The 18,526-nt window shown below is 39.9% G+C and carries 18 protein-coding genes; 9 read left to right on the forward strand and 9 right to left on the reverse strand.

Annotation, left to right across the window (positions count from 1 at the left end; translation table 11 throughout):
• Positions 1-193 precede the first annotated feature (193 nt).
• A complete protein-coding gene (locus B3E92_RS12840) occupies positions 194-757 on the reverse strand; it encodes a hypothetical protein (RefSeq protein WP_286897114.1) in 564 nt (187 codons plus the stop codon).
• A 209-nt stretch (positions 758-966) separates the two neighbouring features.
• Between B3E92_RS12840 and B3E92_RS12845 the strand changes: the two genes are divergently transcribed.
• Positions 967-1,542 (forward strand): NADPH-dependent FMN reductase, encoded by a 576-nt coding sequence (locus B3E92_RS12845; RefSeq protein ID WP_070569655.1) that lies wholly within the window; start codon positions 967-969, stop codon positions 1,540-1,542.
• Positions 1,543-1,575: 33 nt separating this feature from the next.
• Here B3E92_RS12845 and B3E92_RS12850 read toward each other — a convergent pair whose 3' ends face one another.
• A complete protein-coding gene (locus B3E92_RS12850; protein WP_046675801.1) occupies positions 1,576-2,442 on the reverse strand; it encodes an aminotransferase class IV in 867 nt (288 codons plus the stop codon).
• 19 nt (positions 2,443-2,461) lie between these two features.
• Complete coding sequence (locus B3E92_RS12855) at positions 2,462-3,508, reverse strand: RluA family pseudouridine synthase (RefSeq protein ID WP_046675800.1); 1,047 nt, start codon at positions 3,506-3,508, stop codon at positions 2,462-2,464.
• Between the two features lie 18 nt (positions 3,509-3,526).
• Here B3E92_RS12855 and B3E92_RS12860 point away from each other — a divergent pair, with 18 nt between their 5' ends.
• From B3E92_RS12860 to B3E92_RS12890, 7 genes are all read left to right on the forward strand, one after another.
• A complete protein-coding gene (locus B3E92_RS12860) occupies positions 3,527-4,474 on the forward strand; it encodes a 1-aminocyclopropane-1-carboxylate deaminase/D-cysteine desulfhydrase (protein ID WP_053003927.1) in 948 nt (315 codons plus the stop codon).
• A gap of 188 nt (positions 4,475-4,662) precedes the next feature.
• Entirely contained in the window at positions 4,663-5,226 is a 564-nt protein-coding gene (locus B3E92_RS12865; protein ID WP_046675799.1) for an NADPH-dependent FMN reductase, read from the forward strand.
• A 78-nt stretch (positions 5,227-5,304) separates the two neighbouring features.
• Positions 5,305-5,877, forward strand: coding sequence for a DJ-1/PfpI family protein (locus tag B3E92_RS12870; protein WP_286897118.1), 573 nt, complete (start codon positions 5,305-5,307; stop codon positions 5,875-5,877).
• Between the two features lie 10 nt (positions 5,878-5,887).
• The gene (locus tag B3E92_RS12875) at positions 5,888-6,265 is read left to right on the forward strand and encodes a hypothetical protein (protein WP_046675797.1); all 378 of its coding nucleotides are present in this window, start codon (positions 5,888-5,890) and stop codon (positions 6,263-6,265) included.
• Between the two features lie 243 nt (positions 6,266-6,508).
• Entirely contained in the window at positions 6,509-8,578 is a 2,070-nt protein-coding gene (gene ppk1 / locus B3E92_RS12880) for a polyphosphate kinase 1 (protein ID WP_286832034.1), read from the forward strand.
• A gap of 124 nt (positions 8,579-8,702) precedes the next feature.
• Complete coding sequence (locus tag B3E92_RS12885; protein ID WP_201639405.1) at positions 8,703-9,383, forward strand: M15 family metallopeptidase; 681 nt, start codon at positions 8,703-8,705, stop codon at positions 9,381-9,383.
• Between the two features lie 2 nt (positions 9,384-9,385).
• Positions 9,386-10,276 (forward strand): helix-turn-helix domain-containing protein, encoded by an 891-nt coding sequence (locus B3E92_RS12890; protein WP_070569648.1) that lies wholly within the window; start codon positions 9,386-9,388, stop codon positions 10,274-10,276.
• Here B3E92_RS12890 and B3E92_RS12895 read toward each other — a convergent pair.
• The 6 genes from B3E92_RS12895 to B3E92_RS12920 form a co-directional block, all read right to left on the reverse strand.
• Positions 10,259-10,966: an HAD family hydrolase gene (locus B3E92_RS12895; protein WP_286897120.1), complete on the reverse strand. Its 708-nt coding sequence runs from the start codon at positions 10,964-10,966 to the stop codon at positions 10,259-10,261. The two genes, B3E92_RS12890 and B3E92_RS12895, sit on opposite strands and share 18 nt — an antisense overlap.
• A 1-nt stretch (position 10,967) precedes the next feature.
• Entirely contained in the window at positions 10,968-11,957 is a 990-nt protein-coding gene (locus B3E92_RS12900; protein WP_204990742.1) for a lysylphosphatidylglycerol synthase transmembrane domain-containing protein, read from the reverse strand.
• Positions 11,950-12,900: a CDP-alcohol phosphatidyltransferase family protein gene (locus B3E92_RS12905; protein WP_286769743.1), complete on the reverse strand. Its 951-nt coding sequence runs from the start codon at positions 12,898-12,900 to the stop codon at positions 11,950-11,952. The genes B3E92_RS12900 and B3E92_RS12905 overlap by 8 nt, the downstream gene beginning before the upstream one ends.
• On the reverse strand, positions 12,881-13,765 hold the full coding sequence (locus B3E92_RS12910) for a hypothetical protein (protein ID WP_286897124.1): 885 nt from the start codon (positions 13,763-13,765) through the stop codon (positions 12,881-12,883). The genes B3E92_RS12905 and B3E92_RS12910 overlap by 20 nt, the downstream gene beginning before the upstream one ends.
• 13 nt (positions 13,766-13,778) lie before the next feature.
• Positions 13,779-14,504 carry a nucleotidyltransferase family protein gene (locus B3E92_RS12915; protein WP_239468707.1) on the reverse strand — a complete coding sequence of 242 codons (726 nt, stop codon included), beginning with the start codon at positions 14,502-14,504 and terminating at the stop codon, positions 13,779-13,781.
• Positions 14,505-14,671: 167 nt separating this feature from the next.
• Positions 14,672-16,000, reverse strand: a complete 1,329-nt coding sequence (locus B3E92_RS12920) for an inositol-3-phosphate synthase (protein ID WP_070569637.1) — start codon at positions 15,998-16,000, stop codon at positions 14,672-14,674.
• 637 nt (positions 16,001-16,637) lie between these two features.
• On the opposite strand from B3E92_RS12920, the gene B3E92_RS12925 reads away from it, so the two are divergent.
• Positions 16,638-18,497 carry a CocE/NonD family hydrolase gene (locus tag B3E92_RS12925; RefSeq protein ID WP_286897126.1) on the forward strand — a complete coding sequence of 620 codons (1,860 nt, stop codon included), beginning with the start codon at positions 16,638-16,640 and terminating at the stop codon, positions 18,495-18,497.
• The last annotated feature ends 29 nt before the right edge of the window (positions 18,498-18,526 follow it).

Here is an 18,526-nt window from a genome sequence, read left to right on the forward strand (position 1 = left end):
TTTATTTAGGACACATGTGATTTTTCATTAATAAAGCTGTTATGTTATTTAATTTATTGTGCATGGCACTCAAAGCGTCATGATTTCGCATGCCTCCAGCGCTACGAAAGCAGACCAGCTGTTATTTCCGGCCAAAAAAAAGGAACCTATGTTGATATAGATTCCTTTTTTATTCTGTTATTCAGCTACTCAATTAATCCCGATGTCTTCCGCCATGACCGTTACCTCGCCCGTGTCCATGTCCCTGATCATTGCCACGCCCGTGACCACCTTCGCGACCTCGTCCATAACCGCGGTCGTTTCGTCTATCGTATCCCCGACTCTCACCCCATGAATGTTCGCGGCTTACCCGACGCTCGCTTGCAAATGAATATCCACCACCATGATGACTGTCTCGAATGGCGACCTGTCTTCCCCGATAACCGCCATAACGGCTTCTGTAGCGATCGTGATGATGCCAAGGTGTGCGATCGTTGATTACTACTTTATGCACCCGATAAAAATCGTAATGTCTATATCGTCTCGGTAAACTTGCTCTTCTTATCCAGCCGCCGTTATCATAATAAACGTAACATCTCGCGGGTACATCGTAATACATATTGTATTCTGGCATATAATAATAACGCGCGTAATCATAACCCGCTGGTCCCCAGCTCGGCTGACTTCCAATATTGACACTGATACTCACTTGCGCCTGTGCAGCTCCCGCCGTAAAAAGGCCTGCAATGATCGCCGCCGCATAAAACAATTTTTTCATAAGTAGCTCCTCCCTTAGTTTGTAATTTCTTCTTTACAATACGACAACAAACAGTATGCAAAAGATTAATGTTCAAATGTTAATTTTTGTTAACGCAACAATAAAAACCTCATTTTGAACAGGTTGAAAATAGTGTAATTCACAAAATACCCCAAACCTTTTTGAAGGATCCGTTGTTCAGATTGATAGGACTTTAATGAATAATTACCATGAGTATATATAACGTAGGCATATTTGTCGGCAGCTTGAGAAAGGAATCTTTCAATAAAAAGATCGCACAGTTTATCCTCGACCAGGAGGAATCGAAATTTAGCTATCGCATGATTGATATCGGCGATCTCCCCTTATATAATCAGGATTTTGACGATGCTGGTAACCCACCGGCTAGCTATACCCGTTTCCGTCAAGAGGTCGCGTCCTTGGATGCTGTGCTTTTTGTTACCGCAGAGTATAACCGTTCGATTCCGGCGGTATTAAAGAATGCGATTGACGTGGGTTCGAGACCCTATGGAAAAAATAAATGGGATGGTAAACCTGGCGCAATAATTTCCTCATCAACGGGAGTTTATGGGGGCTTTGGGGCCAACCATCATTTGCGTCAATCACTTGTCTTCGTCAATATCCCAACGATGCAGCAACCTGAAGCTTATCTGGGCGATATCGGCAGCTGTATCGGTCCAAGTGGAACAGTGGAATTAGCAAAAACCAAAGATTTTCTCCGCAGCTTTAAAACAGCATTTGAGCAATGGGCTGAGCGAATCATTCATACAAAAAGGCAGAATTAAGTTCTGCCCTTTTGTATGAATGATCAAATTAAACTAGTCTTGTTCATCACTGAGGTCATAGTTCCAATGCTGTAATTTTTCCTGTAAGATCCGCGATATCTTATTGAAATAGCGCTTTTGCTTATAGCCCATTACCCATTGTACCCCCTGTACAGCATTGGTACAGAAAATCTCATCTGCCCGTTTCATGATTTCGGGGCTTATCTGTGCTTCCACCACTTCTATACCTTCATCCTGTGCCATGTCCATGACTACCCGGCGCATCACCCCTTCAATACATCCTTCGGATAACGCGGGTGTATAAAGAACCTTTTCATAATAGACAAAGATATTTGAAATTAAGGATTCACATAGGTAACCTTCCTGATTTAGAATTAACACATCATCAAAAGCCATTTTCTTTTTATAGATGCCAGCTAACACATAAATCTGCGCATTTAAAGATTTAATCTTTGAAAGATCGCTATAAGGTTTTTTGAATTCATTGTACAGCCCTACAATCAAACCGACCTTCTTATCGCGAAGATTAGGTTCTATGCGCTGCACCTGCAAAACAAAACCAGGTTTATTACTCGTCGGACTATACAATCCGCCACCAGATCTAAATACGATCAACCGGATACGAACCTGCTGTCCCAACATATTGTTTTTACGGATTAATTCTTCGGATCTCGAACGAATAAAAAATGCATCGAAAAGGTTTGCATCATCCAAATGAATCAACTCCATTCCTTTTTGTAAACGCTCGACATGAAAATTTAGAAAGCGGATATCACCATCCTTATACAACATCGTTTCGAACAGTCCGTCCCCATAACGAAAACCTCTATTCTCAATGCTAAATATTTCCTGATCTTCCGGCACTACATTGCCATTGAAATTGATATAGTTTGTTGGCATCTTAATTTTGTTCTAAATTTTAATCATGTTCTATAGCCATTGAATTTGCCGCATATCCGCGCCACTTTTCTAAAGCTAAACGAAAATCTTCCGGATATGGTACCTCAAAATACATATTTTCTTTTGTAGAAGGATGAATAAATCCCAATACTTGCGCATGAAGTGCTTGTCGCGGCAGCAATGAAAAACAGTTATCCACAAACTGCTTGTACTTTGAAAACACGGTACCTTTTAAAATCTTATCGCCGCCATACATGGCATCATTGAATAGCGGATGACCAATAGATTGCATATGCGTACGAATTTGATGTGTACGTCCCGTTTCTAATTGACATTCTATTAGGGTAACATAGCCCAGTCGCTCCAAAACTCGGTAATGTGTCACTGACCAACGCCCCTTGTCTTCACTATCATACATCGCCATGATACGTCTGTCTTTTAGATGACGTCCAATATAACCTGTGATTGTTCCGTCCTCTTTTAAATCTCCCCAAACTAATGCAATATATTTACGGGTAATGCTGTGATCGAAAAACTGCTTTGCCAAAAAGGCCATTGATTTTTCATTTTTAGCAATGACCAATAATCCGGAGGTGTCTTTATCGATTCGATGCACTAAACCCGGGCGATCGGAGTTTCCAGGTAGCTGTGGCAGCTGCTGTATATGATACGTTAATGCATTGACCAAGGTTCCTGTATAATTATTATATCCTGGATGCACGACCATTCCCGCCTCCTTATTCACGATCAACACATCGTCATCCTCGTATTTGATATCTAATGGAATGTTTTCAGGATAAACTTCGTTATCCCGTGGCGGATCAGGTAGCACCAATGTAATCACATCATCAGGTCTAACCTTATAGCTCGCCTTGATCTCCTTACCGTTAACCATGACAGAACCAGCTTCAATAGCATGCTGAATTTTGCTCCGCGTAGCATTTTCCACCCTGTTCATCAGATATTTATCAATGCGGAGTAATGCTTGCCCCTTATCCACCTCAATACGTAGATGCTCAAATAATTCCTGTTCTTCCTGATCTTGCGATCCAATTTGTTCTGTCATGCTACAAAAATAAACCAAATGAAACAATTTTCGTTAAATTTGTTTTCATTTAATGTTATGTTGCCGTTCAAAATCCATAGTCCCGAAACTGAATTGTGCCTTCCGGCCTGGGAGAAGAAGCATATTAAAGTAACGCTTAAGCGGGATGACCTCATACATCCGTTTATTTCGGGCAATAAGTGGCGAAAATTAAAATATAATCTGGAAGAAGCAGTGCAGCTAGGGAAAAGCCATCTGGTTACATTTGGCGGGGCATGGAGCAACCATCTTTTGGCTACTGCTTGCGCCGGCGCTACCTTCAAGTTTAAAACAACTGCTTTTGTTAGAGGTGAAGAAGGGGTTAACAACCCTGTTTTAACGATGTGTCGTCTTTTTGGGATGCAGCTTATTTACGTCGACCGCGAATCTTACCGAAATAAAGAAAATTTATACGAGCGTTATTTTGGTCAGGATCCGACGACATTCTATATACATGAAGGCGGTTACGGTATGCTCGGAGCGAAAGGTTGCGCCGAAATCGTTGACGAACTCCAACATGAATATCAGCATATTTTTACAGCCTGTGGTACAGGAACAACATTAGCGGGAATAGGCAATGCTGTCGAAAAACGAGATCTATTTACCCATGTACATGGCGTTCCTGTTTTAAAAAATGGTGGCTTTATTCAAACGGAAGTCGATCAACTTTACCCCAACATCCCCCCGCCTATTTTACACCTTGATTATCATTTTGGTGGTTATGCCAAATCCAACGCCGACTTGCTCGCCTTCGTTCAACATTTTATAGCATCCACAGGAATAATGATTGAACCTACTTATACCGGCAAATTGCTCTATGCCGTGGATGACCTGATCAAAAAGGACTACTTTACCCCCGCCGATCAGGTACTCGTAATACATACCGGCGGACTTACAGGTCTACTTGGCATGTACGAACGTTTTAATTTTCTTGATCTACATCAATAAATAAAGCAGAACACCCCACAGAGACATTTGATTGACATTTATTCAGCAATTATATTGTAAGTTTGACCCGATTTAAAAATAAATCAAATCGAAAACATGCGAAAACCATGATTTTCCAAAGGTAACAGCGAGGCCAGTATGGGGTATTTTTAACCCTATGCAGCACCTCATAAATTAATGATATAAAGATGAAAATATTAGCATTTGCAGGCACAAGCAACAAAAACTCAATCAACAAAACATTTGTCACAAGTACTTCAAAATACTACAAGGAAGCCGACGATACCATCGAATTGCTAGACTTAAACCATTTTGAAATGCCGATCTATTCTTACGACAAAGAAGTCGAGTTGGGCATTCCTCAATTGGCACATGACTTTGCAGCTAAAATGGATGCCGCAGATTTCCTGTTGATTTCTTTGGCCGAACATAATGGATCCTATACCACAGCTTACAAAAATATCGTTGACTGGGTTTCACGGATTCCTAACCGTAAATTATTCAACGGCAAACCTGTTTTCTTATTGGCTACTGCCCCTGGTCCAATGGGAGGTGCCACAGTTTTGAACACTGCTGTCAATCGAATCACTTGGGACGGTGCCGATATATTAGATTCCTTTTCTCTTCCCGAATTCCACAAAAACTTTGAAGAAGGTAAAGGTATTATCGACCCGACTTTAAGAAGTCAATTAGAAGCTAAAGTACGTAAAACAAAACGTGCACTTGCCGAAAAATTATCCGTTCAGGGTTAACAAAAGATTAACAAATAATCATTGTAAAAACCTCTTTTAATATGTAAATTGAAAACCTATTAAAAGAGGTTTTTTGATATGGCAAAAAAAATATTACTACTTGTAGGAGACTTTGTAGAAGACTACGAAGCAATGGTTCCATTTCAAGCAATGGGTTCTATAGGGATAACGGTAGATGCAATTGCTCCAGACCGCAAAAGCGGGGATGTAGTTCCCACAGCAGTACATGATTTCACTGGTGATCAGACCTACAAAGAATTGCGCGGGCATAATTTCGCAATCAATAAAGATTTCGACCAGGTAAATGTTGAAGACTATGACGGTCTATATATTGCTGGCGGACGATCGGCAGAATATATTCGACTCAACAAACGTGTTTTGGAGATTACGAAACACTTCTTTGAGCACAACAAACCTGTGGCGGCAATATGTCATGGTATCCAGGTGTTAACAGCTGCAAAAGTACTCGCAGGTCGTACATTGACAGCCTATGTTGCTGTAGGTCCAGACATTGAATTAGCAGGCGGCACATGGAAAAATATTCCTGCAGATCAAGCGGTCGTAGACGGAAATTTGGTCACCTCTCCTGCTTGGCCAGGACATCAGGCAATTTTAAAAGAGTTTTATAAGTTATTAGGTATTACAATTTAAGGGTTTTTTAATGAAGAAGAATAAAAGGTTATGGCTTTTGGTCATACCGATTTTAGTGCTGCTGGGTTTTATTTTAAAAGATAGCTTCAATCAGAAAAGTATTGAAGATTTACCGGGAGGTTTTAAGGAAGTCGCTTTCGTCAGAAATGAACAAAATAAAGGCGGTATCATACGCATCTATGCCGTTACAGTAGGTGACCTGTTGAACGCAGATTATACAGGCTGTCTTGACTTGATGCCAGTTAATGATTACGGAAGCACAACAACGGTGTATTTCTTTGATCGAAGCGCTCCTTATCCGACAAGCTTATCAATTGACACACCCCATTTTGACACGACGAAATACAAAGCTATTCAAATTTCCAAAAAGTACGGAAAGAAGAAATAGACGAAATCAAACATAATGACATGTCCCTCAAAGTCTGCAAGACTTTGGGGGATTTTTTTTCCATGCAGTGCACGACCTTGTAGCGGTTATTTCTAGGGAAGAAGAATGATGGCAAAAATGCACCTTAAAACGACGCTCGAAATACATCAACAAAAAATAACTTAATAATTCTTTAACACAAAAAAGTTCGATTATCCCCTGCAGAGCTATAGTTTTGCTTTTTAAATTTACGTATATTTAGCTATGGCGAAAAAATTTATTCCTAGAGACGTTAGTTGGTTGAGCTTTAATGGCAGAGTACTTCAGGAAGCTGCGGATGAGACTGTCCCTTTACCCTTAAGAATCAAATTTTTAGGTATATTTTCCAATAACCTCGATGAATTTTTCCGCGTGCGTGTTGCAGGTCTAAAACGGGCTATAGACCTCAAAGATAAAAGTGCCAATCAATCCTTCTATGAAGATCCTCAGCTTATTCTAGAAGAGCTCAATATCCGGGTCATCAAGCAGCAAAAGAAATTTGACAGTACCTGGAATCGTATCCAAAAAGATATGGCCAAACAAAATGTCTATATTAAGACCAGTGAGGAACTCAACCCCGAACAACAGAAGTTTGTGAGTGACTATTATCAGGATGACGTAGAATCGAACGTCATTCCGCTGATATTGGACGATGTGCGGCCTATGCCTTATATTCGGGATAAGAGCCTTTATTTGGGCATTGCGATGGGAAAACAGGAATGGCAGTACGAAACCAAATTTGCACTCATCGAAATCCCGACCAGTCAAAATGGACGCTTCGTCCAGTTGCCATCGCCAAAAGATGAAAAACACATCATACTTTTGGAGGATGTTATCAAGTTTAATCTTCCTCTGATATTCTCCTATTTCGGTTTTGATGTATTCAATGCACATGTATTTAAAGTCACAAAAGACGCCGAATTTGACATTGACAATGACATCAACACGACGCTGGTCGAAAAGATAAGCAAAGGGGTAAAAAACAGAAGAAAAGGTAAACCTACCCGATTTATTTTTGATCAAGAGATGGACCATAAATTGGTAGAATTCCTGATCAAGAAACTTAACCTTTCAAAAAAAGACAGCATCATTCCAGGACAAAAAATACACAACTTCAAACACTTCATGGATTTTCCCAATGTGTTTAAATCCTATAATCAGCCCTTGGAACGGACGTCCTTTCCACACCCCTATTTCAAGAACTACGAACGTGTAACGGATACTGTATTGAAAAAAGATGTGCTGCTCTCCTTCCCCTATCATGAGTTTAGACCGATCATTGATCTACTTCGTGAAGCAGCGATGGATCCAGATGTGAAAACCATCCAGATTACGGCATACCGCTTAGCCTCGAATTCAAAAATTGCAAATGCCCTGATTAACGCGGCCCGCAATGGAAAGGAAGTCACCGTGATGCTTGAACTTCGGGCAAGATTTGATGAAGAAAACAATTTGGACTGGAAAGAGAAACTTGAACTGGAAGGCATCAAGGTATTGACCGGTATCCCAAATAAAAAGGTCCATGCAAAACTATGCGTCATCAAAAAACGTATTGGAATGAAAACGATCCAGTATGGTTTTGTCAGCACAGGAAATATCAATGAAAAAACGGCTAAATTATACGGAGATTACTGCCTGTTAACGAGTAATAGGGATGTTATTGCCGATATAAATAAGGTTTTCAATTACCTGAGACGTCCTAAGTCAAATCCGGCTGAAATTATCAAAAATTGCAAAAGTCTGTTGATATGCCCAACGGATATGCGCAGGGAACTTCTACACTACATCGATCAGGAGATTACCGAAGCCAAGGCTGGTCGAAAAGCATATATTATTGTCAAGGTAAACTCACTGAGCGATAAAGAAATGATTAAAAAGCTCTATGATGCCGCAACAGCTGGTGTCAAAATAGACCTTATCATCCGGGGAATCTACTGTGCAACAAATCAAAAAACCTTTAAATTGCAAATGAATGCCATTTCAATCGTCGATGAGTATTTGGAACATGCACGTGTGATGTATTTCTACAACGCTGGCCGAGAGCAGCTATTTATTTCCTCGGCAGATTGGATGACAAGAAACTTGGATCATCGCATCGAAGCAGCGGTCAAAATAACAAGTAAAAAAATCAAGGAAGATTTAAAAGAAATGCTTCAGATCCAGCTCAATGATAATGTCAAGGCCCGTATACTCAACAATTCACTGAGCAATCATTACGTTGAGAATAAAAAGGCGCCGTGCCGTTCGCAGATTGAAATATACAATTATCTGAAAAAAAAATTAGCGGATCATTAGTGGGCTGTTGATCAATACGAGCACAAATTGGTCAATAAGCTGAATTCAAGATCATTCTTGTCATTACGAACGAGAATAACGTTTTATATTATATTAATTAAGACACAAGTTGTATCTTCATTCCATGAAATTTAACTTGTGTCTTATATTTGCCTTAAGCCTTTCCACGCTTTCTCTCAGTGCGCAGGAAAAGACCATGCCTTCAGATTTTGTATACGTCAAGGACATTATTCCAACAATAAGTTTAGAAATGCGTTATTTTGGTAGCCACAACTTCACCGGAAGGCCAATTCAAGGTTATGAAAAACCAGTCGCTATTTTAACGAAGCGCGCAGCGCTAGCACTGCAACAGGTCGAGAACCATTTAAATAAAAAAGGTCTTGGCCTGAAAATATTCGATGCCTACCGTCCGCAACGTGCTGTTGACAACTTTAAAACATGGTCCTTAAACACCAATGATACTATCGCAAAAAGGGAATTCTACCCGCTTATCAATAAGAAGAACTTGTTCAATCTAGGCTTTATTGCCTCCAAATCAGGCCACAGCCGTGGCAGTACAGTCGATCTAACGCTCATCAGCCTAAAAGATCATAAGGAGATTGATATGGGTGGACCTTTTGATTTTTTCGGCGCAGTCTCCCATCATCACTATGCGCATCTGACCGCCCAACAGAAAGAAAACCGGAAGATTTTAAAAGAAGCGATGGCTAAATTTGGCTTCAAAGCTTATGATAAGGAATGGTGGCATTACACTTTGCAAGATGAACCTTATCGTAAAACCTATTTTGATTTTATCGTAAAATAAACATGTCTGTAAAGGAAACTCCCATCAAAAACAAGGGTTTTTATGTCTTTCATTTTAAGGGCAACAAATCGAAACCTGTCTTTAGTTCCGAGCAGCAGCAGATTTTAACAAAAGGTGACCTCTATTCGCTCTGTTTAATAAAAAAAGGTGAGACATCCTTCATGATTAATAACGAACGGGTACAAGTTGCGCAAAATCACCTTTTGTTAACCAATCCATCCTCCCGAGTGAATGGCTCTTCAGTCGTCAAATCTTGGGACTGTGAGGTATATTTGATTTTCTTTACGCTAGATTTTAGCTTCAAACTGGATTTTCAAGAAGATTTCTTCGAGGTCACCAAAAAGTCGCTTGCCTTAAGTGACAGTTACATCTGGTCGCTATCGAACCAAGATTCGATCAACTTATCTAACTTATTTAAACAGTTTATTCATTACGACCGACAAGACTCTAGCTACCTTTTCAAACATCAGATTATTAAGTCATTAACAGAAATATTATTTTGTGAAATAGCTCGTCTAGGAAGCCAAAATATGCGAAATACACCCGCTATTCCCTCCCGGAAAAGAGAGATTCTGGCCAATTTTCATTTGCTACTAAAAAAGTCGTTTCATAAAGAACACATGGTGCAATTTTATGCGATGGAACTTGGCATCACAGCGAAACACCTATCGGTGATTACCAAGGAACTAACTGGAAAATCAGCAATAGAACTTATTCAGAACGTTTTAGTGGAGGAAGCAAAATCATTACTTTGCCAGGGGCTCCCCATCGGAGAAATTGCAGTGAAATTACATTTCTCGGATCAATCTTTTTTTGGTAAATTCTTTAAGCGAAATGTTGGAATCTCGCCTAAAGAATTTCGTCAGAATCTCTACTTAAACAAAGTCGATTAAATCGAAGATGCTTGTAAATTGCTGGTCTGCAGCTCCAGTATCCTGCAATTTATCCTCGCCCCAAGTCTGCCCTTTCAACCATAAGGTTTGGCAGCCAACCGCTTTGGCAGGTACCATATCTTTACTATAGGAATCACCCACCACCAATACCTCTTGTGCAGGAAGTCCTATTTTAGTTACACCTAAGGCATAAATGGCAGGATCAGGTTTGCGCACACCGACGACAGCCGACTCCACAACTTCCTGAAAATAAGATAGAATCCCAAAATCATCAAGGACCGATTTTAAATTACCATAAAAATTGGAAACCATGACAATCGGATATTTTTCATGGATTGAATTTAACAGTGGTTTTACCTCTTCAACCGTATTCTTCGCCAATGAATAACCGTCAAAGGCTATTCTATGCGCTAATGATCGGTCTAAGTCGTACCCTGCAGCAATAAGATAATCAAATTGCACAGTGAGCTTTGCTTCAAGCACTTCCAAAAAATTAAACTGCGGTTTAATAATAGGTTGTAAAGCCATCTGACGTTCCGCGTAGGTATAGGCCTCCTGAAAAGCGTTCAAATTTACGGGAACCTGATATTTTTCATAACCCGACCAGATAACAGCTCCCCAGTGGCCGCCATTGGTGTCTAAGGTTCCACCATAATCAAAAATAATTCCTTTAATATTAAACTTATCCATGTTATTTCTTTTTTACTAAACTCATCCACCCCAAACCGATCATAATCCACACAATTTCCCTAATTCGTGTCACAACACCCATAAAAATACCGACTTTCGCAGGCAATCCTATACTCATTACGGCCATTGCCAATCCACCTTCCCGGGTTCCCAACTGCATTGGAAAGAAAAAAACAAGATTGGCAAATAGGGAAGATCCTGAGCTAATGATCATAGCATCAATAAAATCAATATTGATATCTAAAGCCAAACCAATAAAATAAATCTCAAAACAGCCTACAACGCGTGCTACAAATTCCCAAAAAAGCGCCGTATAGAAACGATCACGACGATTTTGAAAGAGGTTTTTCACCTGTTGATCGACGTCATTCAAAGTTTCATATTTCGTATCCAGTACATCACCCACTTTCTTGCCTACCAAAGGCAGTTTAGACAAGGCTTTCAATAGTGAAACGGTAATTCCCTTCTTATAAAATTTTGTAAATAGCCAAGTACAGATGATAGCCATTACAAAAATCGCAGCACAGGCCACATTGACCATCGTGCTAGCAGGCACAAACCAAAGAATTAGAAAAACAGAAGCGACCCAAAATAAAATATGCGATAGGATGTGCATGACACCGTATAACAGCACAGATGAACCTGCCTTCGAACCACCGACATAGTTTTTAAGCTCCATAATACGATAAGGCTCCCCTCCTAACGCAACAAATGGTGTTATATAATTGATGGCATACCCCGATATTGTCAATTGTAAGACCTTCCAAAAAGGGACGTTTGTCTGTGGCAATTCCGGTTCCTGAATAATTGCCTTAAATGCCATAGCATTCATCCAGTAGAGTACTGCCCAGCTACCAAGTACAGGCAGAAACCACCAGCCAATATTTTCAAGGTTGTTCCAAATCTCATCAATTCCCATTGCATGAATCATATAGGCCAGTGTACCTATACCGATCAGCATAAAGAGCACTTTATAGATTTTGCTACCCATAGGTTGGATCATTTGTTAATTTATCAACAAAATAGCCACTTACCTTTTCTTGTCGGTTACACATATAGATCAATATCGGATTTAGGACAAACATGTCAAAGAAAAAGTAAATCCAAGGTTGGCCGATAAACAACCAAACAAATAGGAAAATCACCCTTGTATTGAACTGTACAATATTTGTATACTTCATCAATGGTTTATTTTGAGTTCTAAAGTCGACCATTAATTGTTTTGGCAATTCGTCTTTATAGCGACTTTTCACTAGGCGCAGTAGCTTTTGCAGTTTTGGCGAAAGCTTTTCCTGGTTTCGTGTATAGCCCATATAGCCATTTAACACAAATTTGCTGAAAAAATTCTTGCTCCAGGACAAGGCATCGTAGTCAACTTTCAAATCACGTGTATTGTCCAGCTCACTTCCAGCTTTACCTTTAATAAAATACAAATGCACGTTACGATAATAATCAGCCATTGCTGACTGAAGCATATGCGATACACCTGCAAGCACACAAAATACCCATAGCCATTGTGGCCACCCCTCGTTAATACTGCGTAAACAGATCGCAATATGAATAGAAGCAAACCAAAAATCGCCAGCAAAACCATCCAAGATACGACCAAAGCGACTTTTATTGTCAGTCATTCTGGCCAGCTGTCCATCGGCACTATCTAGAGAATTGGCAAAAACCAATAAAAGCATGCCGATCACATTAATCCATAACGCCGGGTAATAGAATAAAATACCCGCCGCAACGCCAAAGAAAATACTAATAATGGTTACAGCGTTGGGTGTAATACCAATTTTTGCACAGACTTGCGCAATGCGATAACCTATAGGTCGATAAAACCAAATATCAATTCGTTCCTCGGTATCATTAGATTTTAAAGATTGTTCGAATGCACTCAAATTATCTTCTTCGATTACATTAACTTGTTCTTTCTGCATTGTGGTTCTTTTCAGTAAATTTATGGTAAACCATTTGAGCAATGGCCTCTGCAGCCTCTGCCCGACAAGGCGCAAAACTTGGCCAGTCATTTAAGTCAATAATATGGAAGTCTCCATTTGCATCAATAATCACGTCGCCGCCGTAGATATGTACATCCAGGACTTCTGCCGCACGATTGGCGACTTCTTTTAGCTTGTCGAGATCAAAAGGAAAGTGTACGACCTCATCATTAATTTGTTCATACAAATCATATTTGTGATGATTGTGTTCATAGGGGTAAAAATAAAAAAAGAAATCCGTTCCCCGCACCGCATAAAATTTTAGTAGGTCTCCGGCAAGATGTTCAGAAATCACCGCCTCTTTAATCCCGCGGAGCGCATATTCATTCAAGATATGTTGCGCTTCTTTCAGACTAGCGGCAAAAGTAACATCTTCTTTATGAATGGCGTGAAAGTCGCCACGTTTGATCCACACACCCTTTCCTTTCAGTTTCTCAAAAATAGATTGAATATCGGCAACCGTAGAGATCACGATACTTTTCGGATAAGGAACTCCACCTTCCAAAAGCTTAAGGGTCATATTTTTCCGAAAGCAATTTTCAATTCCAAATCCAGAATTCAAAACATTGACCCCATTATTTTGAAGAGATTGCAACTTTTTCACTAAAGTCTTTGTTCTCCCCATAGTCAGAATATTATCCTGCTTCACGGATGCTGAAAACAAAAATTCATCTTCGTTACAAAGCTCTACCGAGGCACCTTTTTCAGTCAGTTTTAAAACTACTTCATTGAATATGGCGGCATCATTCCCCACATGGTTGGGTGAAAAGCGATTTTTTCGAGTTACGCCTAAAATAGAAATCATATCGCTCATTTTACTAACTAACCTCCTCACTCAAAAATTGTTCTGCGACAACACGATCTTTTAAATGATCAATATCGACCACCTTTTCAAATACAAATGCTTCTACTTGTAAATCGTTTTCCAATAGAGCACGCTGAAAATTACGCATTCTGGAATTACCTGCTTCGACGGAGCTCAACGCACAGTCCATCGCCGCCTGACGAAAGCAGTAAATTCCCCCAGAAACGTACTTCGTTTTGGCGGTTGCCGTATCCAAAAAAGCTTCCACCCGAAGCTGCGAATTGGTGTTCACATAGAGCGGACTCTCATCGTCAACAAAAGGAGTTACAGCCATAAAAGCATCGGCCTGTTGATGTTGCTGAAATGCTTCTAAATAGGCATGAAATTCATGTGGCCTAAAAACCGTATCTGTTGTGGTTAGACAACAGGACGACCAATCGGGGTTGTTTTTGACAAGCAAGGCAAAACTATGCAATGAACTTGCAGTATCTTCCTCTATAAGCACAATAGGTAATTCAAACGTCGTTTTTTCCAAAAACAATTTCAGCTCCGGAGATTGTTTATTGATAATAACATGAACTCGTTGCGCTCCTTCTTTAACAAACACGCGAATCAATCGTTCAATTAATGGAACTCCATGTAATGGTAGCAAGGGTTTCGGTAAATTGAACCCCTCTTTTCGCAATCGAGAACCTTCTCCCGCCGCTATAATTGCAAATTCCATTTCTTCTAATTGCAAAATAAAATCATTTATAAAAAAGCAAAACCCCCGTCACTATCTCAGCGTTCGTAAGCGCAAAAGTCTACAGAGGGTTATATCACAAATCTTCAATACCGTAAAGATGTTGAAGAAAAAGGGGAAAAACCGTTTTTAGACAATTGTTTCCCCGCTCTTATTAAGTTAGCTTATTGAATACTATCGACTAGCTCCTGGTAATAATCCAGTCCTAAATGTGTGATTAAATCTTCACCCATAATGTGACGCAATGTATTTTGCAATTTCATCAATTGTTTGAAGATATCGTGTTCAGGAGGCAATCCTGGAGCTGTTTGAGGCGACTTCAAGTAGAATGACAACCACTCTTGAATACCCGACATGCCTGCACGTTGCGCCAAGTCAATAAACAAAGCCAAATCCAAGGCAACCGGTGCTGCTAAAATTGAATCGCGGCATAAGAAATTGATTTTAATCTGCATTTTGTAGCCCAACCAACCGAAAATATCGATGTTGTCCCAAGATTCTTTATTATCACCGTGTGGAGGATAATAGTTGATACGTACTTTATGGTAAAGGTCACCGTATAACTCAGGGTTCTTTTTCGCATCTAGAATTTCTTCCAATACCGATAATTTAGACACTTCTTTTGTTTTGAAATTTTCAGGATCATCCAATACTAATCCGTCACGGTTACCTAAGATATTCGTCGAAAACCAACCTTCAACACCCAAAGCTCTCGCTTGAAGACCAGGTGCCACAATTGTTTTCATCAATGTTTGACCTGTTTTAAAATCTTTACCTGCAATTGCTACACCATTTTCATGCGCCAACTCAACAATCGCTGGAACGTCACATGTTAAATTTGGTGCACCATTGACATACGGAGCGCCCTCTTTCAATGCCGCATAACAATAGATCATACTCGGTGGAATACGTTGATCATCATTATCTAACGCTTCCTCTAATTTAGCTAAGGTTGAAAAAGCTTCGTTTGTCTCAATATAACGCTCAGTAGATCCACACCATACCAATACAATACGATCTAATCCGTTTTTCTCTTTAAATTCACGAATATCACGTTGTACAGCATCTGCCAATTCACGGCGAGTTTTTTCAGATTTGATGTGCGTTCCGTCCAAATTTTTCACAAAATTACGGTCAAACACAGCTTTCATTGGTTGGATAGCCTCCAATTCAGCCTTAACAGCATCCAATTGACCTTGCTCCAATACCTGTGCTTTTGATGCAGCCTCATATACGTTATCTTCGTATACGTCCCAGCCACCAAAAACAACATCTTCCAGTTTTGCTAAAGGGACGAAATCTTTAATTAATGGATTTCTGTTCTCAGTGCGTTTACCCAGACGGATTCTGCTCAATTGAGAAACAGATCCGATTGGTTTTGAAAAACCTTTGTTTATAGATGCCACACCAGCGATTAATGTTGTAGCCACAGCACCTAATCCCGGAATAAGAATACCCAATTTTCCATTGGCATCTTTCACTTGTTGTCCCATATTAATTCTATATACTTAAATTGTTATTTAATTGATGTATTATGATAAAATAATTCTTAAAATTAGCTTAAAAAAACATATTTCATACCACTCCCCACTTAATTTATAAAATCGTGACAAATAGCGATACGAAGCCTATTCGAAACCTTAAGAAATAATCCGAAAATGAATTATTATTTAGTATTCTACTAGTCCATCTAACTGGAATTTAACGTTTTTAGCTAAAGTTGTTAACCCAAAAAACAATTGTCCTTAATTTTACTCAATATATCAAGATTCGAAAACTAATCCAAATTCAATCCAAAAAAAGTTTTTCTTTCTTAAAAATTGGTCAATTTTTCTTTTTCTATTTCCCATAAATATGACAATAAAATTGGAAAATGGTTTTAGTAGCACTAACTTTAGCCTAAAATCTAAATACAGGCAATGAGTCTATCGTTCAATTTATAAACCAACAGCATTTGACCTGCGCATTGTTATTGGATAAATGGTCTGCCAATCGGTAGCGCGATGACAAATTTAACGGTATCCCCTATAGCCTAAGGTGCATAAGAGTATCCATAACATTGCAACGAACGAAACCAAGTGTAAAGTAGAGTTTTACACCAAAGAATGTACTGAACAAATAATTATCTGAATGAAAAATACAATTTCGTGCCTAACTTTGGCGCTTTTAAGCGCAAGCCAGTTACATGCTCAAACCGCTGCCGACTCGGCTTATGTTAGAGATCATTATGAAAAGACCGAAGTAGCAATCCCAATGCGAGATGGGAAAAAATTATTTACTGCGATCTACAGTCCAAAAGACAAATCGAAGAAATATCCAGTTTTGCTCAATAGAACGCCCTACACGGTTTCTCCTTATGGACAAAACGAATACAAAAAAAGCCTGGGCAACTTTCCGACGATGATGCGTGAAGGCTATATTTTCGTCTACCAAGATGTGCGGGGCAAGTGGATGAGCGAAGGTGAATTTGAAGATGTACGTCCGACCACCTACAGCAAAGACAAAAAAGCCATCGATGAAAGTACAGATACCTATGATGCGCTTGAATGGCTACAGAAAAATCTCAAAAACTATAATGGCAAAGCCGGACTCTATGGGATCTCCTATCCAGGCTTCTATTCTACCGTTGGATTGGTCAAAACGCACCCGAGCTTGAAAGCGGTCTCCCCGCAAGCTCCGGTAACAGACTGGTATATCGGCGATGACTTCCACCATAATGGCGTACTGTTTCTTCAGGATGCATTCAGCTTCATGTCAACCTTTGGTGTCCCGCGTCCAAAACCCATCACCCCAGATCAATTCAAGAGCAAAATTCAGATCAAAGAAGCCGATAAATATAACTTCTTTTTAGAAGCCGGAACAGCACGGGAACTGAAGGAAAAGTATTTTGGTGACTCCGTACAGTTTTGGAATGACCTGTTTAAACATCCCGACTATGATGATTTTTGGAAGTCGCGTGTGATCACCAATTCTTTACAGGAGGTAAAACCAGCGGTGATGGTCGTCGGTGGTTTCTTTGACGCGGAAGATGCTTATGGAACATTTAAGACCTATCAATCGATTGAGGATAAAAGCAAAAAAAACAACTCGATTTTAGTCGCGGGACCTTGGTATCATGGCGGCTGGGTTCGTGCAGAAGGAAACTATTTAGGTGATATCCAATTTGAGAAAAAAACCAGCGTTACCTATCAGGAACAATTTGAACAGCCTTTTTTCAAATATTATCTAAAAGATGAAGGGAACTTCGCACCATCGGAAGCGAACATTTTTGTCTCTGGAAGCAATGAATGGAAACATTTCGAACAATGGCCACCCAAAAATGTAGAAACAAAAAAACTATACTTCCAACCTCAAGGGAAACTTGGATTTGACAAAGTTCAACGTACAGATTCTTGGGATGAATATGTCACTGACCCCAATAAACCGGTTCCGCACCAGGGTGGGCTAATCCAAAACCGAACGCGGGAGTATATGGTAGATGATCAGCGTTTCGCCGCTAGTCGCCCTGATGTCATGGTTTATCAAACGGAACCGTTGACAGAAGACCTGACTATAGTTGGCCCCATCAAAAATTTCCTTAAGGTTTCTTCAACAGGTACAGATGCAGATTATGTTGTCAAACTGATTGATGTTTACCCGAACGATGCAGCAAGTTATCAAGGAAAAACAATGGCTGGATACCAGATGATGGTACGTGGTGAGATCATGGCCGGGAAATACCGAAATGGTTTTGAAAAAGCGCAGGCCCTGACTCCAGGAATGGTCGAAAAGGTGAATTTTGAAATGCCAGATGTTGCGCATACGTTCAAAAAAGGACATCGCATTATGGTTCAGGTACAAAACTCCTGGTTTCCGCTGGCAGAACGAAATCCACAGGTGTTTTTAGCGCCTTATACAGCTACCAAAGCTGACTTCCGTAAAGCCACACAACGTATTTTTCACGATGTGAACAATGCCACGTACATCGAATTTTCTGTCCTCAAAGATTAACAGTTAAATTTGAATAATAGCGTTTAAGA

The sequence above is a fragment of the Sphingobacterium sp. UBA6317 genome, from assembly GCF_002440385.1.
Taxonomy (GTDB): domain Bacteria; phylum Bacteroidota; class Bacteroidia; order Sphingobacteriales; family Sphingobacteriaceae; genus Sphingobacterium; species Sphingobacterium multivorum.